This window comes from Kitasatospora sp. NPDC088783, assembly GCF_044750705.1.
Taxonomy (GTDB): Bacteria; Actinomycetota; Actinomycetes; order Streptomycetales; family Streptomycetaceae; genus Kitasatospora; species Kitasatospora fiedleri.
The window spans coordinates 143,894-170,026 of record NZ_JBIVKJ010000004.1 but is presented as its reverse complement, the minus strand read 5'-3'; the positions used below and the strand labels follow the sequence as shown (position 1 = coordinate 170,026).

26 protein-coding genes and 1 tRNA gene are annotated in these 26,133 nt (G+C 72.8%); 20 read left to right on the top strand and 7 right to left on the bottom strand.

The window, feature by feature from the left end; all coding sequences use genetic code 11:
- Positions 1 to 86: 86 nt before the first annotated feature.
- A complete protein-coding gene (locus tag ACIP60_RS13160; RefSeq protein WP_400683022.1) occupies positions 87 to 842 on the top strand; it encodes a DNA-methyltransferase in 756 nt (251 codons plus the stop codon).
- Positions 843 to 864: 22 nt separating this feature from the next.
- On the opposite strand, the gene ACIP60_RS13155 is transcribed toward ACIP60_RS13160, so the two are convergent.
- A complete protein-coding gene (locus ACIP60_RS13155; RefSeq protein ID WP_400683019.1) occupies positions 865 to 1,050 on the bottom strand; it encodes a hypothetical protein in 186 nt (61 codons plus the stop codon).
- Positions 1,051 to 1,081: 31 nt separating this feature from the next.
- On the opposite strand from ACIP60_RS13155, the gene ACIP60_RS13150 reads away from it, so the two are divergent.
- The 8 genes from ACIP60_RS13150 to ACIP60_RS13115 all read left to right on the top strand — a co-directional run bounded on the left by ACIP60_RS13150 (position 1,082) and on the right by ACIP60_RS13115 (position 10,654).
- Positions 1,082 to 2,071, top strand: coding sequence for a DUF317 domain-containing protein (locus ACIP60_RS13150; protein ID WP_400683017.1), 990 nt, complete (start codon positions 1,082 to 1,084; stop codon positions 2,069 to 2,071).
- 161 nt (positions 2,072 to 2,232) lie between these two features.
- Positions 2,233 to 3,036, top strand: coding sequence for a DUF317 domain-containing protein (locus tag ACIP60_RS13145; RefSeq protein WP_400683015.1), 804 nt, complete (start codon positions 2,233 to 2,235; stop codon positions 3,034 to 3,036).
- Positions 3,037 to 3,945: 909 nt separating this feature from the next.
- Complete coding sequence (locus ACIP60_RS13140) at positions 3,946 to 4,827, top strand: DUF317 domain-containing protein (RefSeq protein ID WP_400683013.1); 882 nt, start codon at positions 3,946 to 3,948, stop codon at positions 4,825 to 4,827.
- An 11-nt stretch (positions 4,828 to 4,838) separates the two neighbouring features.
- Positions 4,839 to 5,711: a DUF317 domain-containing protein gene (locus ACIP60_RS13135; RefSeq protein WP_400683011.1), complete on the top strand. Its 873-nt coding sequence runs from the start codon at positions 4,839 to 4,841 to the stop codon at positions 5,709 to 5,711.
- A gap of 76 nt (positions 5,712 to 5,787) precedes the next feature.
- Positions 5,788 to 6,708 carry a DUF317 domain-containing protein gene (locus tag ACIP60_RS13130; protein ID WP_400684148.1) on the top strand — a complete coding sequence of 307 codons (921 nt, stop codon included), beginning with the start codon at positions 5,788 to 5,790 and terminating at the stop codon, positions 6,706 to 6,708.
- Between the two features lie 13 nt (positions 6,709 to 6,721).
- Positions 6,722 to 8,836 (top strand): DUF317 domain-containing protein, encoded by a 2,115-nt coding sequence (locus ACIP60_RS13125; protein WP_400683008.1) that lies wholly within the window; start codon positions 6,722 to 6,724, stop codon positions 8,834 to 8,836.
- 93 nt (positions 8,837 to 8,929) lie between these two features.
- Positions 8,930 to 9,787, top strand: coding sequence for a DUF317 domain-containing protein (locus ACIP60_RS13120; RefSeq protein WP_400683006.1), 858 nt, complete (start codon positions 8,930 to 8,932; stop codon positions 9,785 to 9,787).
- Between the two features lie 228 nt (positions 9,788 to 10,015).
- A complete protein-coding gene (locus ACIP60_RS13115; RefSeq protein WP_400683004.1) occupies positions 10,016 to 10,654 on the top strand; it encodes a hypothetical protein in 639 nt (212 codons plus the stop codon).
- 56 nt (positions 10,655 to 10,710) lie between these two features.
- Here ACIP60_RS13115 and ACIP60_RS13110 read toward each other — a convergent pair whose 3' ends face one another.
- Entirely contained in the window at positions 10,711 to 11,601 is an 891-nt protein-coding gene (locus ACIP60_RS13110) for a DUF5655 domain-containing protein (protein WP_400684145.1), read from the bottom strand.
- 227 nt (positions 11,602 to 11,828) lie between these two features.
- On the opposite strand from ACIP60_RS13110, the gene ACIP60_RS13105 reads away from it, so the two are divergent.
- From ACIP60_RS13105 to ACIP60_RS13065, 9 genes are all read left to right on the top strand, one after another.
- Positions 11,829 to 12,044: an excisionase family DNA-binding protein gene (locus ACIP60_RS13105; protein ID WP_400684142.1), complete on the top strand. Its 216-nt coding sequence runs from the start codon at positions 11,829 to 11,831 to the stop codon at positions 12,042 to 12,044.
- Positions 12,041 to 13,558 (top strand): hypothetical protein, encoded by a 1,518-nt coding sequence (locus ACIP60_RS13100; RefSeq protein WP_400684139.1) that lies wholly within the window; start codon positions 12,041 to 12,043, stop codon positions 13,556 to 13,558. The genes ACIP60_RS13105 and ACIP60_RS13100 overlap by 4 nt, the downstream gene beginning before the upstream one ends.
- A 284-nt stretch (positions 13,559 to 13,842) precedes the next feature.
- Entirely contained in the window at positions 13,843 to 14,796 is a 954-nt protein-coding gene (locus ACIP60_RS13095; RefSeq protein ID WP_400683002.1) for a DUF6884 domain-containing protein, read from the top strand.
- Positions 14,797 to 14,901: 105 nt separating this feature from the next.
- Positions 14,902 to 16,047 (top strand): AAA family ATPase, encoded by a 1,146-nt coding sequence (locus tag ACIP60_RS13090; RefSeq protein ID WP_400684135.1) that lies wholly within the window; start codon positions 14,902 to 14,904, stop codon positions 16,045 to 16,047.
- Positions 16,044 to 17,846, top strand: coding sequence for a hypothetical protein (locus ACIP60_RS13085; protein ID WP_400682999.1), 1,803 nt, complete (start codon positions 16,044 to 16,046; stop codon positions 17,844 to 17,846). The genes ACIP60_RS13090 and ACIP60_RS13085 overlap by 4 nt, the downstream gene beginning before the upstream one ends.
- 199 nt (positions 17,847 to 18,045) lie before the next feature.
- Positions 18,046 to 19,299, top strand: a complete 1,254-nt coding sequence (locus ACIP60_RS13080; RefSeq protein ID WP_400682996.1) for a hypothetical protein — start codon at positions 18,046 to 18,048, stop codon at positions 19,297 to 19,299.
- Between the two features lie 33 nt (positions 19,300 to 19,332).
- Positions 19,333 to 19,977 carry a hypothetical protein gene (locus ACIP60_RS13075; protein ID WP_400682993.1) on the top strand — a complete coding sequence of 215 codons (645 nt, stop codon included), beginning with the start codon at positions 19,333 to 19,335 and terminating at the stop codon, positions 19,975 to 19,977.
- Positions 19,978 to 20,295: 318 nt separating this feature from the next.
- A complete protein-coding gene (locus ACIP60_RS13070) occupies positions 20,296 to 20,535 on the top strand; it encodes a DUF397 domain-containing protein (protein WP_400682991.1) in 240 nt (79 codons plus the stop codon).
- A gap of 117 nt (positions 20,536 to 20,652) precedes the next feature.
- The gene (locus tag ACIP60_RS13065; RefSeq protein WP_400682989.1) at positions 20,653 to 21,627 is read left to right on the top strand and encodes a Scr1 family TA system antitoxin-like transcriptional regulator; all 975 of its coding nucleotides are present in this window, start codon (positions 20,653 to 20,655) and stop codon (positions 21,625 to 21,627) included.
- 38 nt (positions 21,628 to 21,665) lie between these two features.
- On the opposite strand, the gene ACIP60_RS13060 is transcribed toward ACIP60_RS13065, so the two are convergent.
- The 3 genes from ACIP60_RS13060 to ACIP60_RS13050 all read right to left on the bottom strand — a co-directional run bounded on the left by ACIP60_RS13060 (position 21,666) and on the right by ACIP60_RS13050 (position 23,397).
- Positions 21,666 to 22,484, bottom strand: a complete 819-nt coding sequence (locus tag ACIP60_RS13060) for an SAM-dependent methyltransferase (protein ID WP_400682986.1) — start codon at positions 22,482 to 22,484, stop codon at positions 21,666 to 21,668.
- A 187-nt stretch (positions 22,485 to 22,671) separates the two neighbouring features.
- Positions 22,672 to 23,091 carry a hypothetical protein gene (locus ACIP60_RS13055; protein ID WP_400682983.1) on the bottom strand — a complete coding sequence of 140 codons (420 nt, stop codon included), beginning with the start codon at positions 23,089 to 23,091 and terminating at the stop codon, positions 22,672 to 22,674.
- 153 nt (positions 23,092 to 23,244) lie between these two features.
- Entirely contained in the window at positions 23,245 to 23,397 is a 153-nt protein-coding gene (locus tag ACIP60_RS13050; RefSeq protein WP_400682979.1) for a hypothetical protein, read from the bottom strand.
- Between the two features lie 368 nt (positions 23,398 to 23,765).
- Between ACIP60_RS13050 and ACIP60_RS13045 the strand changes: the two genes are divergently transcribed.
- Entirely contained in the window at positions 23,766 to 24,227 is a 462-nt protein-coding gene (locus tag ACIP60_RS13045; protein WP_400682976.1) for a hypothetical protein, read from the top strand.
- Positions 24,228 to 24,263: 36 nt separating this feature from the next.
- Here the strand turns inward: ACIP60_RS13045 and ACIP60_RS13040 are convergent, their stop codons facing one another.
- A complete protein-coding gene (locus ACIP60_RS13040) occupies positions 24,264 to 24,731 on the bottom strand; it encodes a hypothetical protein (RefSeq protein ID WP_400682972.1) in 468 nt (155 codons plus the stop codon).
- A 295-nt stretch (positions 24,732 to 25,026) separates the two neighbouring features.
- Here ACIP60_RS13040 and ACIP60_RS13035 point away from each other — a divergent pair, with 295 nt between their 5' ends.
- Entirely contained in the window at positions 25,027 to 25,389 is a 363-nt protein-coding gene (locus tag ACIP60_RS13035) for a hypothetical protein (RefSeq protein WP_400682970.1), read from the top strand.
- A 564-nt stretch (positions 25,390 to 25,953) separates the two neighbouring features.
- Here ACIP60_RS13035 and ACIP60_RS13030 read toward each other — a convergent pair.
- A tRNA-Gly gene (locus ACIP60_RS13030) sits at positions 25,954 to 26,027 on the bottom strand.
- Positions 26,028 to 26,133: the final 106 nt, after the last annotated feature.

The following is a 26,133-nucleotide window of genomic DNA, read 5'->3' as shown; positions in this document are numbered from 1 at the left end:
CGGGCCTTCGGCCGGCCCGCGCGACAGCGCGCGGGCCGCGCCCCCGCCGACCGGCGGCACCCCAACCCCTGCGAGGACATGACCACTTGACCCAAACCGAACCCGACTACACCCTCCTTCGGGGCGACGCCCTGACCCGGCTGACCGAGCTGCCCGCCCGGACGGTCGACTGTGTGATCTGCGACCCCCCCTACAACTCGGGTGGCCGCACCACCCAGGAGCGCACCGGCCGGACCGCCCGCGAGAAGTACACCTCGGGCGTGAAGGTCGTGCTGCCGGACTTCGGCGGCGAGCACAAGGACCAGCGCAGCTACGGCTTCTGGCTGTCCCAGCTGCTCGCCGAGGCGTACCGGCTGACCGTCGACGGCGGCACCGTCGCCGTTTTCTCGGACTGGCGGCAGCTGCCGACCACCACCGACGCGCTGCAGGCCGGCGGCTGGCTGTGGCGCGGCATCGTGCCCTGGTACAAGCCGGCCGCCCGCCCGCAGAAGGGCAGGTTCACGCAGCACTGCGAGTTCGTGGCCTGGGGCTCCAAGGGCGCGATGGACGGCGACCGGCACCCCGTCTACCTCAAGGGCCTGCTGGAAGGCAGCCAGCCCAAGGGCTCCAGCCGCGAGCACATCACCCAGAAGCCGCTCTCGATGATGCGCGAGCTGGTGAAAATCTGCCCGCCCGGCGGCAAGGTCCTCGACTTCACCGCGGGGTCCGGCTCCACCGGGGTCGCCGCCCTGCTGGAGGGCCGCACCTTCCTCGGCATCGAGCTGACCGACCACTACGCGGACATCGCCGAACGCCGCCTGGCCGAAGCCCGGCAGAGCCTCGCCGAGGCCGACCCGGCGTAGCCGTACGCCGCAGCCGCCCCCGTTACATGAAGAAGCCGGGCACGAGCAGTACCGCCAGAGGGAACAGCACCGCCGCGGCTCCCACCAGGCATCCCGTCCGCGCCCGGCGCAGCAGCGATCCGGACGACAGCACGGCTACGGGCACCGCCACCACCAGCGCGGCCAGCAGGCACCCGGCGAGGAAGACCACCGCCACCATCCAGAACACGGGTCGCCACCTCCAAAACGTTCGTGCCCGGATGATATTAGCCGCCCGGGGCGCCCCTCCGGCTCGGGCGGCCGACGAGCAAGCCCTCCCGGCCCCGGCCTCCGCCCGAGGCCGGGGCCAACCACCCACCACCGCAAGGAGATCCACCCTGCCTACCTCTTGTCCCCTCGATCCCGACCGCGGTCCCGGATGCGGTCCCGAATCCGACGGCTGCGGCGCCGACGGCTGCCCGGGCTGGTGCGCGAGCGACTGGTCGCTGCACCACCTGGCCGACGGCCGCGACGTCTTCGTCAGCCCGTGCCAGCGGGTGCGCATCGAGGACGACCCCGGCGCCACCTGGGAGCCGGCGGTGACCGTGACCGCCTACGCCAGCGCCGCCGGAGACGTGCTGTGGCGGGCCGAGTTCAGCGCCCGCACCCCCGACCCGGTGTTCGCCTCGCTCCTGTGCGCGCTCGCCCGCGACCTGGCCGAGCCGAACCCGCGCGACCAGCGGCGGGCCCTGCGCGGCCCGCGCGTGGAGAGCGCCTCCGCGTGCCTGCCCGAGACCGGCTGGTACCGGCAGGAGTTCGGCCTGGAGCGCTCCTACCGCGGCGCCACGCTCGCCTGGACCCTGTGGGGCCTGGACGAGAGCGGAGAGCGCTGGCAGGTACGCTTCGCCGACGCCACCCCGGCCCACCTGGTCGCCGCCGCCTGCCAGCCGCTCGTCGAGGAAGAGGAGCGTCGGCGAGCCGAGGCCGCCGAGAGGGCGCTGGCCGCCATGCTCTCCACCGACGTGGACGACAGCGCCCCGGCCGTGGACGAGCAGCCGGCCGAGCCCGCCCCGCGCTCCCCGCGCAAGCGGGTCAAGGGCGCCCCGCTGGAGACCGTCCTGCGGATCGCCCGCGAGGACCTGCCCGGGGACGGCCCCGTCAACATCCGCACCGTCTCGGCAGCGGTCCGGGCCCAGGGCTTCGGCATCAGCACCCGCCGCGCCCAGGAGGCCGCCGCGATCCTCAAGGCCGAACGGGCCGACCGCCCGTAGAGCCCCGCCCGGGTGGCGGACCCCGCCGGTCCGCCACCCGGGCACCCCTCCGGCACGCAGCGCCCCACCCGGCCCCCGGCCACGCCCGCAGCAAGGGAGCACTCGATGAACAGCACGAATAGCCGACCGGCCGCCGCGAACTACCCCCGAAGGAAGGCGCGTTGACCACAGGAAGGGCGGCCGGCGGGCCGCTGGCCGTCGCCGGGCACTGCCTGGAGGGCCCCGGATCCTCCGGCGACGTCCGGCAGGCCCTGCGCGTCCTGACCGGCGAGCGCGGCTGGCCGTACCACCACAACCCCGACGTGGGGCACGCCTTCGTGTCCAGCCCGTGCGGCCTGGTGCACGCCGGCTACCTGCCCGACCACCACTGGCCGTGGAAGCTCGACGTCACCGACGGCCCCTTCCAACTCCCCCGGTGGCGGGCGGAGTTCTCCCCGCAGACACCCCCGGTGGTCGTCGCCGCGATCCTCGACACGGTGGCGCGGACCCTGGAGAGCGACCCCGACCGCCTCACCGGCACCACCCGCGACGTCGCCGAGGCCACCTGCGTGCTCGCCGCAGCCGGATGGAAGACCGAGCACACCGACATCCGCACCACCCTCACCTCGCCCAAGCCCCGCGCCGGACTCGCCGGACTGTCCATCCAGCGCCACCCCGAGCCCTGGCAGGACCCGGACCTCGACCGGTACGAGGACACGATCGTGCTCTGGTGCGGAACCGAGGACAGCCCCGACAGGTGGAGCGTCGACTTCACCCGCGACACCCCGATGCACCTGGTCGCCGCCGCCACCCGCGTCCTCGTCGAGCCCCTCGCACCGCTCGTCCCTCATCGTGCGCCCAGCCCCCGGATGGCCGCCGCCCGCAGGCGCCCCTCCCTCACCGACCCGGCGCGGCGGCCGCCCGAACCCCCCGCCGCCGGGCAGGGAACACCGTCCCGGGCCGAAGCCCCACGGCCGGCGCGCTGACACCGAAGCCCGCGCCCGAAGCCGGCCCCGCAACCGCCACGTCCCCGCCGTCCGACGGAAGAAGGCGCACCTGACGCACTACCCCGAGGTCAGCGACCTCGTCCGCGAACTCGACCTCGACGGCCTGGAGGCCGTCGGCCCCCGCACCCGCGAAGTCCTGGAGTGGCTCGCCGACTACGACCGCGACCGGGTACTCCTCTACGGCTACGGCCCGCCGGACGGCGGCACCGGCGACCACTTCTACCTGGCCTACGACCACCACCGCCACCACGAGGGCCGACCGCCGTTCGTCGGCGTCCACCTGCACGTCGATGCAGACCGCGCCTCGCTGCGCGCCGAGATGCAAGAGCAGCCCCTGCCGCCGCTCGCCGAGAACTGGCTGGCCGGCCAAGGCGCCGACCGCGACAGGCTCCGGCAGCTCGCCGGAGAGGTCTTCCTTCCCCTCGGCGACCCGGAGCCCACCAAGATCGAGACCCTGATAGGGGGATCGGGGCGGCGGTTCAAGGTCCGCGGCTCCCGCTCCAGCCGAGCCGGCGACCGCTTCGTGACCTACGCCATCGCCACCGACCGCACCCCGCCCGACCCCAGCAAACCCGAGGCCGTCTTCATCAGCTTCCGCGCCGGCGAGTCCTCTTCACGTCTTCGAGGCGCGACCTTCTCCAGCCGTGAAGCCGCCACCGAGTGGCTCCGGGGGCTCGGCATGCCCCTGCCGCCGCCCGCCCAGGCCCGCGCCGCGGCCGCCCGCCTCGACCGCAGGCCCGACGGGGCGCCCCCACCCGCGACCGAAGCGGCCTCCGCCCCCTCGGAAGCGGACCGCCACCGGCCCCGCCACCGCTGACCGCACCCCGCTTCCGCCAACCGCCGATCCGAGAGGCCCTCCTGACTCCCCGCCCCATCTTCACCGACGCCGTGATCCGCGCCCAGGACTGGTACGAGCCGGGCCACATGGTCCACGTCACCCCGCGCTACCTGGCCGGATCCGAGAACGGCGAGATCGACACCGTCCTGGGCACCATCTCCGAGGCGTACGGCTGGCACACCCGCCCCGCCATGGACGACCCCGTCGAGCACTTCACGCCGTTCACCTCGGCCTGCGAGAGGGTCCGGATGGCCTTCCGCACCGAATACGACAACGACCCCTGGCAGATCGTCGCCCGCGCCGACCCCTACTCCGGGGGACTGGCCGACTGGCAGATCGCCCTCGGCTGGCACACCCCGCCCGAGCTGGTCGCCGCCGCTCTGGACGAGGTCGCCGCCGCGCTGGACGAGAGCCGGCACAAGAGGACCGCGTTCGTCCGGGGCGGCTCGGGACTGGGGACCCTGTACCCCTTCGCCCTGCAAGGGTGGTCGGAGAGCATCACCGCCCAGGCGTTCACCCTCACCTCCCCCGACGGCCTCGTCACCGCGCGCCTGACCCTGACCGAGCCCCCGCCGCACAAGGACGGACCCTGGCACAGCCCGTACCTGAAGGTCACCTGCGCGACCGGCGAGCTGTCCACCTCGTGGACCGCGCGGTTCACCGCCAACGTCCCGCAGCGGGTGATGCACGCCTTCACCTCCGCCCTCGCCAGCCCCGAGCCGCTGCTGCGCAATGCCAGCGGACTCACCGAGCAGATGAAAGCCCGGTTGAAGGCCGTGCCCGTCGACGCCGCCTCCAGCGGGCGGGCCGAGGCGGCCACCGAAGCGAGCCCCGCGCTCGCCGCGGCCGGCGGCGGTCCCAAGACCGTCCTCAGCGCACCGCCGCCGAGCACCGCCGGCCCGGCCGCGCCGCACCCCCTCCTTCACCGCTGAAAGGCCCCCCGTTGAGCGCCCTCACCCCGACCGCCCCGGAGCAGCTGGTGGAGGTCGACGGCGACGTCCACCTCCACCCGGTGTACCTGGCCGGCAGCGATTACACCGGAGACCCGGCCTTTCGCCCCCTCAACAGCCTCGGCGTGCGCACCCACCACGACGGCGCCGGCAACTACTACGCCCAGACCTTCGACGGGAAGGTCCGCGTCGGGTTCATCCCCGAGCAGGACTGGGACACCCTCTGGAAGATCGCGGTCCACCCCGACGCGTTCTCCGCCCCCGCGTGGGTGGCCAGCTTCTCCGAGGACACCCCCACCGAGATCCCCGCCGCCGTGACGCGCGAGATCGCCGCCATGTACGACGCCGACGACGACGGCTGGCTCCACGCCCGCACTCCCGCAGCGCTGGAGTCGCTCGCCCCGTACGCCGCAGCTGGCTGGAACCTCCAGATGACCAGTCTGGGAACCCTGGTGGCGGACTCACCCGACGGCCACGCCCAGATCACCCGCCGACGGATCCCCCTGGGCGCCGACCAGCGGGAGCAGGACGGGCAAGACGGCCGCCACACGCTCGACGTCGGCACCCCGCGCGAGGGCTGGTACGGGCGGTTCAGCAGCGCCACCCCGGCCCGGATCCTGTCCGCCGTCGCCACCGCGATGCTCAACCCCGCCCCTGCCGTCCGCTACCGCAGCGCACTCAGCCCCTACGCCAGGCGCACCGCCACCATCACCCCCGTCCTCCCCCCGACCCCGACACCGCTCGACGTCCACCGCGCCCTGGCCTCCCGGACCCGCACCGCGCCGCTCACCGTGCGCAGCGCCCCCGCCGCGGCGTCGCTCGTATGGTCCACCGCCTCCCCGGCCACGGCCCCGGCACGCCGCTGAAGACCGACGGTTCCAGCCGCCGCCGTGCTGCCCCGATCCCGCCCGACCGACCCGCACCCGCCGTACGGAGCCCCACCTGACCCCCGACACCCCCGTCACCGTCACCCCCGGCCACCTGGCCGGCCCCGGCGACCCGGATGCCGCCTTCGGCCAGTTCTTCGAGACCAACGAGACCTGGCAGCGCTGGCGTTCCCGCGACAAGAGCACCATCGCCGTCCACGAACAGCTCACCGCCCGGATCGAACTGGACCACGAAGCCGGCGACGACGATCCCCGCTGGACCATCGCCGCCTACACCTCACCGGTCGGTGAACTCCACTGGCAGGCCCAGTTCTGCGTGCGCACCCCGGTGGAGATCGTGATGGCCGTCGCCGACCAACTCACCTACCTGCTCGACCACCCCTCGGGCGGCCGCCGTGACGCCCTGCTGTGGGAGGGCCGCCCCCTGGGCGCGGCCGTCGGCCTCGCCCTGCACACCGGCCAACGCGCCACCGCGCCCGACCGTCCCTCGGACGCCCCCCGCGAGGCCCCGCCGCGAAAGGAGCACTCACCGGACGCTGCCGCCCGCCTCGCCCGCCTGGAAACCGACCCCGCCTGGCGGGAGACGGGACTGGGCAGCGGCTTCACCCGTACCGACGGCACCGGAGGCATCCATCTGCCCGTCCAGGGTCCCGGATCCACCGCCGCCGTGCCCGGCGCCGTCGTCTGGGGCGGGCCGCGCGGGTACGAACACCTGCGCTGGCGGGCCGAGTTCACCGCCGAGTGCCCGAACTCTCTCGTGATCGCCGCGCTCAACGAGGTCATCGAACCGCAGCCCGCCGAGCGCCTGCTCGGGCAGGTGCCGGCCGCCAACATGACCCAGGTCCGCATCGGGGCACGCCCCGCCCGGCCCGCCGCCGCCACCGCCCACGGCCACCACCGCCCCACCGGCAGCAACCCGCCCTCCCCCACACCCGCTGACCCCGCACCGCCCGGCGGTGAACACCGCCGCCGCTGACCTACGAAAGGACGTGCTACCGATCGCCGCCGAACCCGTCCCGGGCACCCTCGACATCCTGCCCCGCTACCTCGCGGGAGCCGAGAACCGCAGCCTGCCCATCCACCGGCTGCTCGCGGCACCCGCCTGGCGCCAGACCTACGACCTGCCCCTGGAGCAGACCTCCGTCACCAGCCCCGACCAGCGGCTGCGCCTCACCTCCAACCGGCTCGACCCCGGCACCCGGTGGCGCATCTCGGCCGCCCCCGACGCCACCGCCGCGCCGCGGTGGACGGCCGTGCTCTCCGCGGAGACCCCGGAAGAAATCGTCGCCGCCACCGCCCAAGCCCTGACCCTCCTGCCGGAGAACAGCGACCGGACCGGTCAGAACCTCCCGCAGGACGCCCGGGACGCCTTCGACGGCGACGCGTTCCTCGACCACCTCATCGCCACCGGATGGCGCGGCCTCGGCGAACACCACGGCGTGCGGCGCGCCGTGTCGCCCGATTACCTCGCCCACGCCTTTCTGCGCCGCGCCGCCGACCCGCTCGACCTCGCAGCCGGCTGCGCGCTGACCGTCACGGTCGGCGCCGAGCAGGACGATCCCTACTGGCAGGCCCGCTTCACCGCGAACACCCCCGACCAGGTCGTCGACGCCTTCGCCCGAGCCCTCCTCGACCCGGCACCACTACGCCGCGACCCGGAGCTGATGGATGAGCGCCTCCTCGCCCACGCCGGGTTCACCGCCACCGAGACGGGCCTCGCCCCCCTCCCTCCGGCCCACGTCGACGAGGACCTCACCCGCGCCGCCGCCCAGGCGCTGAAGAGCCTGCTGGCCAGCGCCGACGGGTACCTGAACGTGGAGCAGGTCGTCGAAAGCCTCGCCGACTTCCCCCTCACCAGCCACCAGGGGCACACCACGTGGGGTGAACTCCCCGGTGAGCAGCAGCACCTGGCCGCGATGCTCACCCTCGACCTCGTCATGGACTCCGCCCGCTACAGCCACCAGCTGCTCGGCCTGACCGACCCACCGCTTCCCCGGGCGTGGGAGGAGCAGACCCGCGGGGCCGTGCCCGCCCTGCCGCTGGGCGAACTCGCCTTCGGCAACGAGGACCTGTGGAGCGCGGCGGGCCTGGTCGCCGCCGAGATGATCGCCACCGCCGACGTCCCGTCGGGGATCCTGGAAGGCATCGGCGAGCACATCGCCAGCCGCGCCGTCGAGGGCGCGCGGTGGCACGACCTCCCCGACCACGTCTGGCAGCCCGCCTCCGACGAGGTATGCCGCCGCTTCACCGCCCTCGGCGACAAGGCCGGCCAGCTGTTCGCACCCGGCTCGCCCCGCCGCGCACCGCTGGTCGAAGTCGCGCCCCTCTACCTCGCCGGTCCCGGCCGCCTGAGCGCCCGCGCGCCCGCCGCCCCGCTGCTGGCCGCCGGATGGCAGTTCATCGACACCCCGTTCAGCGACGTCTACCTCAGCCCCTGCGGCCGTATCCGCGCCACCGCCCTCCACGAGGAGGGCGGCGCGCGATGGCACGCGGTCCACATCGACCCCCCGACCGGCCAACGGGTGTGGCACGTCACCGCCGACGAACAAACCCCCGCCGAGATCACCACCGCGGTGCACGCGGCACTCGCCGCCGCGCTGGCCGGCGCGCCGGACGACCTGCGCCACCCCGCGCTGTCCGGCGGGCTGGAGTCCCTGGCAGACGCCGGATGGACCATGGACGGCATGCCGGGCCGCATCGTCTGGACCGCTCCCGACGGCATGGCCTCGGTCAGCCGCACCACCAGCGCGGCCGCGCTCACCGATGGCGCGAACCCCAACTGGGTGGTCAGCGGGGGCGACCGCCGACCTGACGGTCCGGGCTGGTCCATCGAAATGAGCCGCCATTCGCCGCGCCTGCTGCTGCAGGCCGTCTCCGCCGCCCTCGCCGACCCCGCCCCGGTCGCCCGGCTCGCCCGCCAGATACCCGCCGCGCATTCGGCGCACCTGATCACCACCACCCTGGAGCAGCGGCCGGCGGCCCCCGCGGGCAGCGACCGCGCCGCGGCCGCCCGCCACCGCACCGTGGACACCGCCGCCGCCTTGGCCGACGGCGCCCCCGTGCCCGAACAGCACCAATCCCCGCACCGGGGCCGCCAGCGCTGACCTGCGGCACCGCCCCGCCGGCCCGACCACGAACGGACCCACCTCATCCCCGACAATCCGTCCGCCCCCGACGACCAGCCCGTCATCATCGACGTGCGTCCCGCCTACCTGGCCGGCCCCGACCCCGACTTCCAACCCTTCGAATGGCTCACCAGCGAATGGGCCTGGAGGCACAGCGACAGCCGGGAGTTGGGCTCGTACCTGGTGTGGAGCCCTGACCACCGGTTCTGGCTCGGCGAAGCCCTGACCGACTCCGGCGCCTGGTGGCGCATCGCCGTCCAACGCGAGCCGCTCGGCCCCACCGCGTGGATGGTCAGCCTCTCCGCGCAGACCCCGACCGAGGTCGTCGCGGACCTCGCGGACCAACTGGCCCTCGCCGGCTCCTCCACCGCCGCCCGCTTCGGCGAGGAGCATCCCGTCCTGCGGCCGGCAGCCGACCGCCGCTCCCTGCTGGGCGTCCTGAGCGGTGCGGGCTGGCGCAGCGTCTACCGCGACGGCGCGCTGGAGGTGGAGTCGCCCGACCACCTCGCCCGGGTGCGGGTGCGCGTCGACCCGCCCGGCGACCCGCTCGATCTGGACGACCCCCACATCCATGTCGAGGTCGGCCCCCGCGGCCGGGGCGGGCAGGCTCCCTACTGGCAGGCCAAGGTGAGCACCGGCGCGCCCGACGTCGTCACCGACTCGCTCGCCCGCTTCCTCACCGCCCCGGGCCCGGTCACCCGGGACAAGCGCTGGGTGGACGAGCGTCTCCTCGCCCACCTGGAACTGCCCGATCCGCCGATGCCCGAACAGCCCGCCTCCCGCAGCACGCAGCACGCCACCACCACCGCGCAGCGGGTGGCCGCGGCGGCCTCCCGCACCACGAGGCAGATCCTCGCCGCCGCCGCGGCCGGCAGCGCGGCGCCCGCCGCCGAAGCGGCGCCCCCTTCCACTGGCCGCCCCGCACGCTGAACCCGCGGTACCCGCCACCGCCCGATCCGACCAGACCGGCACTCCGCCGACCCCGCCGCCCCAGCGCCGCTGACCCCGATTCGGCCCAGCGGCCCCGACCCGAGCCGAGGACCGCTGAATCCCGACCCCCTCCACGACGACGCCACGGCCGGCGACGACCGCACCATCGACGTCACGATCTTCCGCCACCACCAACACCCCGACGTCTACGCCTCCTACGGCGGGCGGTTGACCGGGCCCCTGGCCGACGCCCTCCTGCCCGCCGTCGGCTTCCTGCCGGGCGAGATCCCCGGCTTCTTCCGCCTCTGCGACCCCGAGCGCGACGGCGAGGAACGGACCCGCGCGGCCGTGCGGGCCCTACGCACGATGGGCCACCGCGTCGACACCGAGCCCCCGTTCGACGTTGCCGGCACCACCTTGCCGCCCCGCGGGCAAGCGGACACCGCGTTCGCCCAGCACCCCGACTGGGGCATCGTCGCCGCAGCCGCCGACGGCCTGCCCATCCACCCCGGTGCGATCCTCAGCCACGCCGGCTGGCACTACCGCCCCGGCCTCGACCTCTACCTCGCCCCCGCCCAACGGGGCGAAGGACTCGACGCCGTGGCCGTGGCCGTAAAGCGGCTCCAGCGCGGGCACTACACCACCGCCGTCCAGCCCGACCTCGCCCACGCCGTCCGCATCCGCGGCACCGACACCCGCGAGCCCATCCGGGTCACGGTCTTCCCCGGTGCCCACGCCCGACTCGCCTCGCTGGCCGCCGAATTCAGCAACCCCGCCAAACCGGCGGCACCGCGCAGCAACGCGACCACCCACACCGACGCACCGGCCGCCGGCCCCTCCGCCCCGCCCCGGCCCCGTAGCCGCTGACCGCCAGCCCCGTCTTCCGGCTCCCCCTCCGGCAGACGCCGACGGCGCGGCAGCGGCTACGCCACCGCCTCGTAGGCCGCCCGCAGCAGCGGCGCCGCCCGCACCAGGGCCGCCGGCGAGGCGATCCGCACCTCCAGGTCGCCGGTGCCGTGGTGACCGATGCCGCGCACGTCCCGGCTGAAACCCTCCACCAGGTCGACAGCGCCCGGGTCCAGGCGCAGGTAGACCAGCAGCGAACGCGCCTGCACCTTCACCGAGGCGAAGTTCGGGCCCCGGCGGTAGGCCGTGTACTGCTTGAGCTGGACGCTGTGGACGTCGCCGAAGCCGATCAGCCGGCCGTCGAGATCCTCGTACAGCGCCCGCACGTCCTGCCCGGCGCCGGCAAGCCGCTGCTCGGCGGTGGGTCGCGCCACGGCGAGTGCGCCGCTGCCGCTGCGGGCCGCGCCCCCGGCGACCGAGGCCACCAGCTCCAGCGTCAGCAGCTCCTCGCTGAACATCCGGTAGCGGACCAGGTCGATGCGCCGGTTCATCTCCCCGATCGCGTGCACGTCGTAGCGGGAGTAGTCCGCCGCGATACAGATGATCCGCGGGCTGCTCCAGTCGACCTCGGCAACCGCCCCGGGGCCGAGGCGGCGCGCCACCAGTGCCTCGAAAGCATCCTGGTGGTCGCGCAGCCAAGCCAGGTAGAACAGGGCCTGGTTGATCACGTTCTCGTCACGTCCCCGCTTGTACTCGACCACCACCGGGCTGCCGTCCTCGTCCAAGCCCAGCGAGTCGATCCGGCCGCCGTGCAGCGGACCGGTCCGGACCTCCGTGTCGAGGAAGCGGATACCCAGCAGCGTCGTCATGTTCCGCTCGACGAACGCCTGGAGGTGCCGCTCCAGCCCGACGGCCGAGCCGGCCAGCTCCGTCGCCGAGTCCCCGCTCCGGCGGAACACCCGCAACATCATGTCGGTTCCCCTCGCCTCTCCCCCACCGGGCCGCTCCGGCGGATGGACCGGCCAACCTACATGCCCAAATCGGCACATAACAGACCATGTTGCCGATGTCTCACTTCCTCCCGGAGGGAATAGAGAGCCGCCCTGTCATCAGGCCCGCCTCTTCCCGATCTGCCGGACCGTCACCCCGACCACGCAGCCCTCCCCGAGGCACCCGCAGAAAGACACCGCCCCCCATGCCCGAGCAGTACCTCACCGTCGCCCACGTCGCCGAGCGCCTCGGCACCGGCGAGCGGTTCGTCCGCCGCCTGATCGCCGAACGCCGGATCTCCTTCGTCAAGATGGGCGCCCACGTCCGCATCGCCCAGAGCACCCTCGACTCCTACATCGCCGCTGGCACCGTCCAGGCCGTCCGCAGTCGGCGCGACCGGCATGGAGGGGGTGCCGGCTGAGCCCGCGCAAGAAGACCGAACCCACCCGCAGGCGGTTCGGCAACATCCGCCAGCACAAGTCGGGCCGGTGGGGAGCCAGCTACCGCGATCCGGCCGGCACCACCCACAACGCCCCCCACACCTTCGAGTCCAAGTCCGACGCCGAAGCCTGGCTCACCGTCACCGAAGCCGAGATCCACAAGGGCACGTGGATCGACCCCACCACCGGGAAGGCCCTCTTCAAGGACTTCTCCGCGAAGTGGGTGAAGGAGCGCGGCCTGGTCCCGCTCACCGTAGAGCTGTACCAGCGCCTCCTGCGGCTGCACATCCTGCCGACCTTCGCCGAACTCCCGCTCAACGAGATCACGCCCGCCGCGGTGCGCACCTGGCACGCCAAGAAGAAGGCCACCACCGGCGCCACCACGGTCGCCAAGTCCTACCGCCTGCTGAAGGCGATCATGCAGACCGCCGCCGACGACGAGGCGATCCCCCGCAACCCCTGCCGGATCAAGGGCGCGGGCGAGGAGCACCCGGATGAGCGGCCGGTGGCCACCGTCGCCCAGGTCTTCGAACTCGCCGAGTACATAGGCCCACGCTGGCGGCTGATGATCTTCCTCGGCGCGTTCGCCTCCCTGCGCCCCGAAGAACTCGCCGCCCTGCGCCGCGAGGACGTCGACCTGGACAAGCGCACCCTGCGGGTCAACAAGGCGGAGCCACACCTGAACAGCGGCCACCGGGCGCCCGGCGACACCAAGTCGAGGGCCGGCAAGCGCATCGTCCACCTGCCGCCGTTCCTCGACGTTCCCCTGCGCATGCACATGGCCTGGTTCGCCCAACCTGGGCCGCAGGGATACCTGTTCGTCGGTGAACGCGGCGGGCTCTTCCGCCCGACGAGCTTCGGCCGCAAGTTCCGCAAGGCACGCGAAAAAGTTGGCAGATCGGATGATATCCCCCTCGCTCCCCACGAGTCCCCGAGGAGGACGCCTCGGGGCCTGGTCGCCCTCCCGCGCTTCGACGATGCCCTCCGGGAGAACGTCGACAGCTTCGACGAGCAGGAGCTGCAGGACCACGTCGCCCTCCCCGACGTCGTCGCCGCTCTCCGGGAACTCCTCGACAGCTTCGATGAGAAGGGGCCGCAGGACCACGCCACCCTCCCCGACGCCGTCGCCGCCTTCCGGGAACTCCTCGACAGCTTCGCCGAGCAAGTCCTCGCCGACGAGGAGGAGTCCGCCGAGAAGACCGAACCGCTGCCCGACAACTTCACGTTCTACGACCTGCGCGGTACCGGCAACAACCTGCTGGCCGAGGAGGGCGCCAGCCTGAAGGACCTGATGGTCCGCATGGGCCACTCCACGGTGCGCGCCGCGATGATCTACCAGCACTCGACCGAACGCCGCCAGCGCCAACTCGCCGCCAAGATGGAATCCCGCGTCCGGCGTGACACGAGCAGGCCGTCCCAGCCGCCCCGCCCCGGCCCCCCGAGCGGCACAACCGACCGGATGGCGACCGTCCACCCCCTGCGCCGCCGCTCCTGACCCAGCACGGCCTGCCGACTCACGACGAGCCGGGTACCGCCTCCGGCCGGCGCCCTCCCCGGCGCGCGGGCGCAACAGGTACCCGGGAACCACCGCGGACAGACGACCACAGCACTCCGGAGTCGACCGGGTACGCAGACAATCCGCCGGTGACCTACGCCAGGGCTGTCCTCGGCCCGTTCGACTCCGAGGTCGAGATCAGACAGACCCACGAACCCGCCCTCACCGCCCGACCCGACAACTGCCCCGGCACCGCGCGCCGGGTCCGAACCCGGAGAAGCCGTTTGCCGATCCCACCCAAGCTCGCCGCCAAGCCCCACGAAGCCGTCATCGCGGCAGCCGGCGACCCCGACCACCAGGTCCCCAACCGCTTCAACGCACGCACCCACAAGGTCCTGCTGCGTGAAGGGCTCGCCTACATGCGCCCCTTCACCGCAGGGGGCCGCACCTACCGGTACGAGGAGCTGTTCGGCCCGCCGGACATCCACCTCACAGCTGCCGGGCGGGCGTACGCCCAGCAGCACGGGGTGGACACCCCGCGCCGCAGGATCGTGGTGATCTCGGGTGGTGCCGAGAAGACCGACCCCGGGACCAACGAGGACGGTCGGCGCAACGCGCTGCCGGCGGGCGAGCTCTACTGCGGCCGCCACCACCACTTCCTGCGCGCCGCCGCCGACGCGCTGACCGCCGAGCGGGGCCTGACCTACATCGTCAGCGACCTGCACGGGTTCGTGGAGCCGAACCGCATGCTCCTGTACTACGACGTCCGGTTGGGCGACGAGAGGTCGGTGAGGGCCTACACCATCCGCGAGCAGGTGCGACGGCTGGCCCTGGACGACGCGGACGTGATCGTCCTCGGCGAGCGCGCACACATCGACCTGATCACCGCCGCGGTTCCCCACGCCCTCGCGCCGCTCACCAACGGCATCCTCGGCCACCGCTTCCAGCACCGGGCGGTAGGCGAGGGTGACGAGCTGGCGAAGTCCTGGTGGGAGCAGGCCGGGCAGCGTTTCGAGGAGCACCGCGAACCGCCTCCCGCAGCACCGCGAGCCGAGCCCGCCCCCGACAGCGACCGAACCGGCCGTGCGACGGCCGCCCGAGCGCAGGGTCCGCACCCACGCTCACCGCTCCGCCCACCCTGGGCGCCGACCGCACCTCTCCAGCCACCCCGCCCCGACCTCCCGTCCGGCACTTCCGACCACACAGCGGCCAGCCGTTCCCGATCCCGACCCGCCTGACCGAACTCCGCCCGTACGCGCACCCGTTGGAGGACCCTCGCTTTGACCACCCCCGCACCGCCCCCCGCTCCACCACGCACCCCGCCCGGTGCGCTACGAGCCAAGATCGCCCGACTCCTGGCCGACCGGCCGTCGTACGCGCTCACCACCGCGCAGATATCCAAGGCACTGGGCCACTCCAGCGGCGCCGTCGTGCAAGCGGTCGAGACCCTGGTGAAACGCGGCGAGGCCGACCGGGTCGGCACCGGGAAGCAGTTCCGCGCGAACGCGAAGACCGCCGCCGCCGGGCAGAGGCCGGTGATCAGTCCGCCGGGAACCCACTCCCCGCGCGCCGCCGCGGCCACGGCCCGCACGAGCGCACCCGCACCCGCACCCAAGCCGGGCGGTCCGATCCGCCGCCCGGGAGGCCAGCTCTACCACCCCCGGGAGTTGGCTGACCTGCCCGACGTCGTGGCGCTGAGCCGCCTACGCGCCGCCGACATGCCGGCGCTGCTCTACGGTCCCCCGGGCACCGGCAAGACGAGCTTGGTGGAGGCCGCGTTCCCCGACCTGATCACCGTCGCCGGCGACGGCGACACCACGGTCGGCGACCTGATCGGCGAGTACACGCAGGACGACGCGGGAGCCTACGTCTTCCAGTACGGTCCGGTGGTCACCGCCATGCAGGAGGGCCGTGCCCTGCTGATCGACGACGCCACCCTGATCTCGCCCAAAGTGCTGGCCTCGCTGTACCCGGCGATGGACGGGCGCCGCCAGATCCAGGTCAAGGCCCACAAGGGCGAGACGATCAAGGCCGCGCCAGGCTTCTACCTGCTGGCGGGCCACAACCCGGGCGTGCACGGCGCCGTGCTGACCGACGCGCTGGCGTCCCGCTTCGGCGTGCAGATCAAGGTCGGAACCGACTACGACCTCGCCCTGGCCCTGAAGATCGACGCCCAGGTAGTCCGGGTCGCCCGGAACCTCGCCCGCCAGGTCGAACTCGGCGAACTGGGCTGGGCCCCCCAACTGCGCGAACTGATCGCCTACCAGAAGACGGAGGCCGTTCTCGGCACCAAGGCCGCGCTCGGCAACTTGATCGGCATCGCTCCGCTGGAGGACCGCGACGCCGTCGCCGACGCCGTCCGTAAGGCCGTCGGCATCAAAGGGATCGCGCCCCTCACCCTCGGCCAGCAAGTTTCCGCCGCGACCGCCGCGGCCGCCCAGCAGCCCCCGGGCACCACCAACTCCGCACACCGGGGCCGCGCACGGTGAGCGCCCACCACCACCTCCAGCCCCCCGCGACCACGCCCGACGACGACGCCGACCTCGCGCGCTGGGACGACGACGGCGCCCCGCCCGCACCGCGCCGCTCCTCACCTGCCGCGTGGCTGCGCGTGGGAGCCGAACTCGGCGACCGGCTGGTCGCCCTGTCCGGCCGCCAGGACCTGCTCGTCACCTGCCGCCCCGGCACCCGCTCCGGCGCGCCGGCCGCCTTTTCCCCCGCCCTGGCGGAGGTGGAGTTCGACGCCGCGCTGTTCGAGCCCCTCCAGCCCCACGAGATCCACCCGCGGATCGTGGGCGACGAGAACCGCTACCCCGCCGCCTGGGGCGTTCTCGTCCACGAGGCCGCCCACGCCGCCCACACCCGGTGGACGGAGCAGGTTGACGCGGAAGATCCCCGTGTCGTCGAGGCCGCGCTCCTGCTGGAGGAGAGCCGCGCCGAGGGCGCCCACCTGACCAGGCGGCCCACCGACCGCACATACCTGCGCACCAGCGCCCGCACCCTGGTCATGCCCGACATCGCCAACCCCAGCCTCCAGGGCATCGAGCACGCCGCCAGCGTGGCAGCCCTCATCCTCGGCCGCCGGGACGCCGGCATCCTGGACGCCGGAGAGACCAGAGCCGTCGCCAACCTGTGCGAGAAGGTCCTGGGCGCCGACCTGCTGGCCACCCTCACCGGCATCTGGACCGCGGCCCACCGGTGCGCCGACCACGACGCCGCCACCATGCTCGGGCACGCCACGAACTGGTGCGACGCCCTGGACACCGCTGCCCCCACCCGGCCCGCACCGGAGGACCTCACCGACCTGCTGTCCGGCGCCGTGGGGGTGGTCATGGACAGCGCGGCCGCCAACGACGCCGCCGACCTCGCGGCACAAGCCGCCGCCAACAACGCCCTGGCAGCGCGGGCGGCAGCACAGGCCCGGGGCCGCGCCCAGCAGGCCGACCAGCGGCGCAAGGCCGCCGCCACCGCCCGGTCCGTCTTCAACCCCCACGGCACCACCGTCAGCCCCGACGGCGCACCAGCGCCCTACGACAACCCGGTCACCGGCAGCCGCAGACCCACCGCCGCCGAGCAGAGCGCCGCCGCCCGCCTGAGCAGAGCCCTTCGCGCCGCCGCCTACCGCGAGCGGACCGAGGAGCGGACCACCAGCCCCACCCCGCCCGGCCGCCTCAACATGCGCGCGGCCCTAACCCGCGACGCCCAGCGCGCCGTCGGCGCGGTGCCCACCGCGGAACCGTTCACCGCCACCCGCCGCCGCAACTCCCCCACCCCGCCGCTGCGGGTGGGGATCGCGGTGGACGTCTCCGGCTCCATGCGTGCCGCCTGCGAACCCGTCGCGTCCGCCGCCTGGATCGTGGCCCGCGCAGCGGCCCTGACCGATCCCGACTCCCGAACCGCCACCATCGCCTACGACTACAACCTGACCGCGTTGAACCGGCCCACCCATCGGGCGCCGGAGCGCGTGACGACGTTCGCCGCCAACGGCGGCGCCCACAACCTCGCCGCCGCCCTCGACGCGCTCGACCACGGCCTCGACCTCAGCCACCCTGGCACCGGCCGCCTCCTGGTGATCGTCACCGACGCCCGCTACGTCGACGACGAAACCGCTCAGGCCGTCGCCCGGATCAAACGTCTCACCGCCGCCGGCTGCGCCGTCCTCCAGCTCACCCTCGACAAGGGGTCCCGCCACCTGCCGGGGACCACCCTGCTCCACCTGCCCCGGCCCTCCAGCGCTCCCGCCGCCATCGCCAAGGCCGCCACCGACGCCATCCGCAGAACACGCTGACGAACCGGCGCGTGACCGCTGGTGGGGGTGCGGGCTGGGGCCGGGGTCGGCACGATCCTCATCGTGGCGGTCACGGCCAAGGCCCGCCAGGTCCCCTGCGACCGGTACCGCCGGCCGCCGCCCCGCCAGTGCCGCCCCTTCCCCCGCCCCGCATCCCAACCCGACCAGCGGTTCCACCGCCCGTTCGAGAGAGGACACCGTGATCGCCCATCTGCGGCGTGCCACGAGCACGGCCGCGCTCATCCCCGTTCTGTACGGGGACGACGACCCGCGCTTCCGTCTGCGGCCCCGACTGATCGGGGCCGACTACCGCGGCGCCGACCAGCAACTGCCGCTGTTCGGCGACCCCCGGGAGGTCCTGGGCGGTGGCGTCCTGGACGCCCCGGCCGCCCGGATCGGTGCCCGAGCACCCGAGCGACCCGTGTGGCTGTGCTCGGTCCGATCCGACCCGGGCCAGCCGGACCTGACCGACGCCCAGTGGGCCGACGTCGCCCGGCGCCTGCTCACCGCGACCGGCCTCACCCCCGACGGCGACCCGAACGGCTGCCGGTGGGCGGCCATCCGCAACCTCGACCGCTCGGTGCACATCGTCGCCACCGTCGTCCGCGAGGACGGCTCCATCCACGGCACCTACCGGGATGCCTTCCACGCACAGGCCGAGTGCCACCGCATCGCCGCCGACCTCGGCCACCCGGTCCGCTCCGTCCCCTCCGTCACCACCGCCCAGGACTACCGCATGCCCACCCCCACCATCACCATCACCCTCGAACCGAACGGCGCCGTTGTCGCCCAGGGATACAGCGACCCGCTGTCCCTCGCCCTGCTCCGGCACGCCGGCTTCATCGCGAAGGACAGCTGGTACGGCCACCAGCACCGGCTGCCCGCCAACACCGCCCCGGCCGACCGGGCCGCCATCGCCACCCACGCCGCCGAGATGCTCCGGGCCGCCCGCTACGACGTCGACCTCGACCCCCGGCTCGACACCGCGCTGCCCGGCGGCACCGCCGACCGGCACCGCCTCTCCGCCGGCGAGCAGCTCCTCCAGGTCACCAACCAGATCCGCGGCGCCACCAGCTTCGGCGAACTCACCGAGACGCTCGACCAAGTGCTCGACACCGACGGCGGCATCCTGGACCGCGTCCACGACATGCTGGAAGCCGCCTCCGAGCAGGCCACCGACCTCGACCCCGAGCAGTACGCGCTCTCCGACCGCCTCGGCTTCGCGGCGGACATCGTCTCCGCCGCCCAAGACGAGCTGGCCGGCCTGCTCGACGAGGTGCAGCGCACCCAGTCCCACGGCGCCCCCGCCGACACCGCTTCCCGCTCCACAACCGCCGACGCGGCCCGCGCGACTTCCCCCGCTGCCGCCGCCCGGGGTGCGGCCGCCTCCACTCCGCCTGCAGCCGCACCCCCGCAGGCGGCAGTGCCCCGACAGACAGGACACACCCGGTGACCAGCACTTTCCCGGCTTCCGGCGGTGGTCTCGGTGCCTGAACACTACTCATCGATCGGCGAGGCGGTCGGTGCCGCGATGCAGCACAACATCCGCCTCGCCTACGGGCCAGGGCCCGGCCCGGCCCCGCATGTCCGGTACTTCCCGCCGCCGGACGCCGACCCGTACTCCATGACCGGCATGATCGCGCGGCTCGAAGTGTCGGCTCACCCGGACGACGTCGCCGCGATCGTCGAGGAGACGACCCGCGCCTTGGTCGGCCCGCTGCCCCAGCTCACCGAGCTGGTCGCCGCCACCGCCGACTGGACCCGGGCCCGGCTCGACTTCGACGATCCTGACACCACCCCGGCCGTCTTCGACCTATGGACGAAGCTGGCCTCCGTCCACTCCATGCTGGCCTACGCCAAGGAGGAACTGGAGAACACCATCGACGGTATCGCCGCGCTGCCGGCCGAGACCAGCGATCCCCGGCACCACACCAAGGTCCAGGTCAAACGGACCCGTGAACTGCTGCACGACCTCATGGACGCCGAGCCCGGCACCGAAGCCGAGGCGAAGCGGCAGCACGCTGCCCTCTTCCGCTCAAGCGGCCGCCGCAGTACGCCCCGCGGAGCCGAACCGGCGCCACCCGCAGTCGGCACGACCGCCCAGCCCCCCGCCGCCGACCGCAGTCGCTGATGCGCCACCGCCACCGCCACGGGAGCCAACCGGCCGACGCGCTGGGGAAGCGGCAGCCAGCCGCTTCGCGAGCGATGGCTCGCCGCCGTCCATCGAGGTCCGGAAGGAAATGGCGGGTGTGATCATAGGCCGGTCATAGATGTGCAGAATTCCCCGGTATTCACTCCATCGTGTAGTGGCGTTGCCCGATGGCAACGGTGAATGATTCATCTCGCTCGACCTGCGCAATCCCGCACGGGATTGCACAGGCCCCCGACAGGGGCTCCCGTTAATACGATCAATGGGGGCGGCGCGTCATTCGATCATGGAGGAAAGATCATGGTGGAGATCTTCAACGGCATGGCGGCGGACACCATCGAGGCGGCAGGATCGTGGCAGAAAGCCCAGCGCAGCGTGGGTAACGGCTCGTGCGTGGAGCTGCGCCCGCTGGACAACGGCATGGTGGCGGTCCGCAACAGCCGGCACCCTGGCGGGCCGGCGCTGGTGTTCAACCGCGACGAGATCGACGCACTGCTGGACGGTGCCAGGAACGGGGAATTCGATCACCTGGCCGCCTGACCGTCGGCTCCGGGCAAATTCGCGTCTTAGCTGACTGATATGCATCCGGGCCCCTCTTGTGCGAAACTCATCCGGTTAGCTCAACGACTGAGATAGAGCACGTACTTGGGGGGCCTGATGCCCATCGAAACTTTCTTTCCGGGCCGTGGGGGCGGCGCGGACCGACCCTGGGCGGAGTCCGCTCTGGTCTTGGGCGCCCACTTGGAGGTACTGCGCGGAAGGCGCAGGCAGAGCGAGGTGGTGGAGGCGACCGGGAAGCGCGTGAGCACCTCCTACTACAGCCGCCTGGAGCGCGGCGAGGTGCGCATCGACAAGCCGCACGTGCTGGACATCATTTTGAACGCCCTGGGCGTGGCGCCGGGCGAGTACCGCGACCACCTGCTCGACCTGGCGGTCGCCGCGTCGAAGGAGGGCTGGGCCTCCAGGTTCCGCAGCGGGCACCGGGAGGTGGTGACCGACTCGATCCTGCGGCTGACCTCGCTGGAAGAGTCGACTACCGAACAGTTCGTCCTGGACCGCGAAGCCGTATCGGGGCAGTTGCAGACCGAGGCGTACGCGCGGCTCGTCACTCGCTTCACCCTGCCGGCCAGCCTGCGCGACGAGGGTCTCCAGGAGGTGATCGTCGGACTCCGGGACGAGCGCGGCACCCATCTCGGGCGGCGGCTGATCCTGAATCAGACCAGAGCGAGGTTCTTCCTGGACGAGGCCGTGCTCTGGCGGGACTTCGGACAGCCCGAGGCACTGGCCGACCAACTGCAGTTCCTGCTCGACCTCGTGAACGCCCGCGACCTGCCGATCGGGATCCGGGTGATGAGTCGGCGCAACCCCTTGGCCGTGCCGATCACCACCCTGGCCAGGCTCGGGTTCCGCAGGAGCCTGGCGGAGCTGCCGGTGCCCGATGTGATCTACAACGAGACGGGCCGCAACGCGAGCTTCCACCGCGGGCCGCTCCACGGTGCGGAGGTCGCCGATCCGGACTACGTGGACCTCGACGATCTCATCGACAACGTGCTCATGCGGGCCCCCGGATACCGGGAGAGCCGCCAGTTGATCGAGAGCGCCCTGCTGGAGGCCAAGTTCCGTATGCGATAGGGCGGACCCGCGCCAGCGGGTCCAGGGCTCGTCCGGGTTCACAGGACCCGGGCGAGCCCCCCGTACTCGATCCACTCGGAGGATTCCTGCCGGGCGGGAGTGTGCTCGTCGGGGTGCCAGTCGGTGACGTCCAGCAGGCCGGGGGGCTTCTCGATGGCGAGCCGGTCGATGTCGAAGAAGTCCTGGACCTCGGCCTTGGTCCGCACGCGTCCCCACTTGTCGCCGGTCTGCTGCCGCATCAGCTCGGTCACCGTGTCGCGGACGTGGGCGTCTTCGCTGACCAGCTGGCAGATCACCACGACGCTGCCCGCGGGGAGCATGGCCACCGTGCGCGCGATCATGCCCTTGGGGTCCTTGTCGTCGGGGATGCAGTGCAGCACGGAGACGAACAGCGCGGCGACCGGCTCCCTCAGGTCGATGCGGCCCGCGAGGCCGGCCGCTATCGCGTGGGTGTCGGTCATGTCGGCGTCGAGGATCACCGCGTTCGGGCTCTCGTCGAGGACGGCTCTGCCGTAGCCGAGGACCATCGGGTCGTTGTCGACGTAGACCACCCTCGCGTCGCGGTGAACGGTTTCGGCGACCTCGTGGACGTTGTTCTGGGTGGGCAGGCCCGAGCCGTGGTCGATGAACTGCCTGATGCCGTACTCCCGGGCGATGTGGCGTACCACCCGGATCAGGAAGCTCCGGTTGTTGAGCGCCAGCTCCCGGGTGCTGGGCGCGGTCTTCAATAACTCGGCGACCGCCCTCCGGTCGGACGGGTAGTTGCGGTTCCCGCCGAGCAGGAAGTCGTACATCCGCGCGGCGCTTGGCCTGCCCCTGTCAATAGGCTCCTGCCAGTCGACTTCGCCCCGGCCCATCCGCTACCCCCTGAGTGAGACGAACGTTCTTACTGGCAAACCATTATGACGCCGCGTCATACTATGCCGGGTCGCGAGAAGCCGAAACCACACGCGCGGGTGAAGGTAGCGAAGCATGGCGAATAGCCTGGCGAACCGGGGCACAGATGGCCGGTCCGCCGGGCTCTCGGGGGTGGTCGGCGGCGCGTCAGGCGCCCCCTGCGCCGCCGCGGCCGCTGCGCCAGCGGCGGGCGGCCTTCAGCTGGGCGTGCACCGCGGGCTCCTCCAGCCCCATCAGCGCGGCCGCCGCGGCCGGCTCAAGGCCGAGGGACTCGTGCAGCAGCGCGGCGTCCGCGGCCCGGTCGGGCATGGCGCGGTGCAGGCCGTCCGACAAGGAGGCCGGCGCGTCCTTGCGCGCCAGGGTGACGGCCTCGCACAGAACCTGCCAGGTGAAGGCGGCCGGGTCGCCGCGCAGCGCCCACGCCCAGTGCGACTTCGCCCGGCGCAGGACGAGCGCGACGACCTGCTCGGCGAGGCGGGCGTCGCCCAGGCGTGCCCGCGCGTACCTCTCGTAATGGTCACAGTGGAGTTCGACGAAAGCGGCGTAGCCGACAGGGTCTATGGACACCGGGGCTCCGTTCGGCGTCGAGTTCGGGAGGGACACACTGGGCCGCTGGCGCGGACAGGGGCGCGAAGGTGCGCGCGAGGGCGCAAGGAGAGGGCGAGTGCGGCAGCCGGCCCGGGCACCGGCTGGTGCCCGGGCCGGTCTGCGGGGCCGAGTTCAGAACCGGCGGGCCCGGATCCACTCGATGCCGGTGCTGCGGCACATCCTCAGCACACCGAGGATCAGCGCCGCACGCGCCCACTCCGCCTCGGCGTGCGACAGGAGCGCCCAGGCGAGCACCAACGGGGCGAGCAGGGCGTGCAGTTGCACCGCCCCACGCCAGGCCCGGACTTCGCGCAATCCCGCGAAGGGGCCCTCACCCCTGCTAGCGTGGGCGAACACCTCGGGCAGGGCCCGTCCAAAAGCGGGTCGGTCATACATGGGTGGCATACCTCCGTGACTGGCCCGAACAGCCCCGTCCCGGTGGTGATGACACCGGGCGGGGCAACCCCACAGCGGGGCAAGGCCGTTGCAGGAAACGTAGCGTGTCGGCAGGCCGGCGGTCGCCTTGGAAGGCCCCGCGCAATCCTCCGCGTTTCGGCAGCCAAGTGCAGCCGAACAGGGGTCCGATCCCGCTCATCGGCGATCGGGAACGGCCGTAGAGGAACCGATCCGAAACAGATGGGGGGATGGGGCCGGTGGGATCACCTCGTGCCGGTAGCTCCACGGCGGAGTTCCGCGAGCAGCTGCGGGCCCACGTCCGGGAACTGGACGCATCGGCCGCCGAGTACCGGCAGGCACATGATGCCGCAGCGGCGAGGCTCGCCGATGTCGAGACACGGCTGCGGTACAGCAGCCAGACGCTGCTCGACCTGGACCGGTACACCGGCATCGGCAACCCGGAGCCGGGCCCCGTCCCCGCCGGCACCTCTGAGCGGATCGGCATGGAGGCGGCGATCCTGGCCGTACTACGCAGCGGCCGGGCGTTGAGGCCCGCCGAGGTCAAGCAGTTGCTGGCCGCCGAGGGGGTCTACCGCCCAGCGGGAAGTGTGCGGGCGCGAATGAGCCACCTGCACACGTCCGGGGTCCTGGACCGGGATGACGAGGGCCGCTACTGGATTCGGCGGGTATCGAGCGGTTCCCGCTCCACGCGAACCTGAGTCCGCACCAGCCCCGGCCTCCCGGGCGGCCAACTCCTACCGGGTGCCAGCGAAGGCGATCGACGGCTGATCCACTGCGGCCTCGGGCGACCTGGCCCCGTACAGGCCAAGCAGTGCCTCGACGCCGGCGGGGTCCGCCGCCACGGTGACGGCCGGGGACAGCTCCCGCCACCACAGGTGGGCCGAACCCCGCCCGTACTCGCCGAGCACCTCCTCGCGCAGGATCCGATCGACGCAGCTCGGGCAGGCGCCGCGCCCTCCTTCCTCGCGCTGTGCGCACAGCGACGGCACGGACCACCTCGCGGTGAAGGCGCCGCCGCAGCGCCGCGGGTCGAGCAGTCCGTGCGGCGTGACCCGCAGCACCGGCCGGCCCTCGGCGAGCCAGCGGTCGACCGCGCCTTCGCCGGCGACCACAACGTCGTCCGGCTCCGGCACGGACGCCCGCACCGCGCAGGCGAGGCCGTCGACGGGCACGGCGTCGGGGTAGGACTCGAAGAGGAACATATTGTCAGCCTACGAAGGATATTCCGGTGCCGCCCCACAGCAGGAGTGTGATGCCCGCCGCAGACGCGGGGCGGCCCCCCGGCACTTCCACAGCCAGAGCGCCGATGCCGGTTGGCGCACTTGCTCGGCGCGGACTTCGGCGCTGAGGCGGCGAGGCCCTGGCCTCGGCCGCCAAGTGGTGCAGATCACCTGTCGCTCGTAGTGCCGCGGGCAGCAGCTCAGCGATGATCACAAGCCTCGGCGTCCGGCGGGGCACCCCGGCCGGGCGCATCGGCCGGACGTACGATTCGTCCCCGTGAGCAAGCCCACGAAGCACTTCCCGTTCCCCTCAGACCTGGTCGCGGCTCAGCGCGCATACCAGGAAGCCGCCGCCAAGCGGACCACGTTCATCACCGCCGCACCGCGGTGGGTCGAGCCGCAGGCTGACATCGAGACGAAGAGCGGCACCGTGCTGCCGGGCGGTCCCGGGTGGAGCGATGCCCAGCGCGAGGAGGGCCGCCTGCTGCTGGAGGCGGAGCAGGCCGCGTCCCAGGCAGTGTGGGCGCATCCGTTCTGGATGAAGCTGCACGGCGCCGACCGCGTCGAAGCGCGCACCCAGCTCAAGCACCTGCCCGCCGAGTGGGCGCCGCCGGCCGACGAAGAGGCCGCAGAGGATTGACCACCTCTCCGGTCGGCAGCCCCCCGGCGCCCACGCCGGGGGCCCGTCGGCCGGGAGGCCAGACCTGCGCGCACGACCCGGCACACGGCCCGGGCGCGGGGCTGACAGGAGGCCAGCGTGAACCGCTCGACTGCAAGTTGGGCTAGGTCCCGAGGCGGCCGAACACGCCGCGCAGGTACATAGTCGCGCGCTAGTCGCGCAGCCATTTCCGCCCCGAATCTGACGGTGCATCACTTCTCTGTGGCGGTCTCCAGCGGCCACCGGCGGGCAAGGCGCGAAGGACCAGAGAAGGCCGGAATCACCCTTCTGAGCTGGTGTTTTATTGGAAACGCCCGCTCGCGTGACATGTGACGCAGATTACACATGTCCGAGAAATCCCGTGACCCAGATCACAAAAAGTGTGTCTCGCCATTCAAGATGCAGATCGAACAAAATTCCTAACGGTCCGGAACCTGACGGACCGTCACCCCTGGAGGTACATTTTTCTGCGCGCTAGTCGCGCAAGAGCCTGGAATTGGTCTAGACAACGAGCAAGCCCCAGGTCGCTGACCTGGGGCTTTCTATTGGAGCGGGTGACGAGAATCGAACTCGCGCTCTAAGCTTGGGAAGCTCATGTTCTACCATTAAACTACACCCGCAGCTGACGGCCCGTCAGTGACGGCCCGATCAAGGACCACTGTACCCCATGGTGCGGGGCGGTGAGCACAGGGTTCCGGTGGCGGCGAGCCTGGGTGAGCGGTGTCC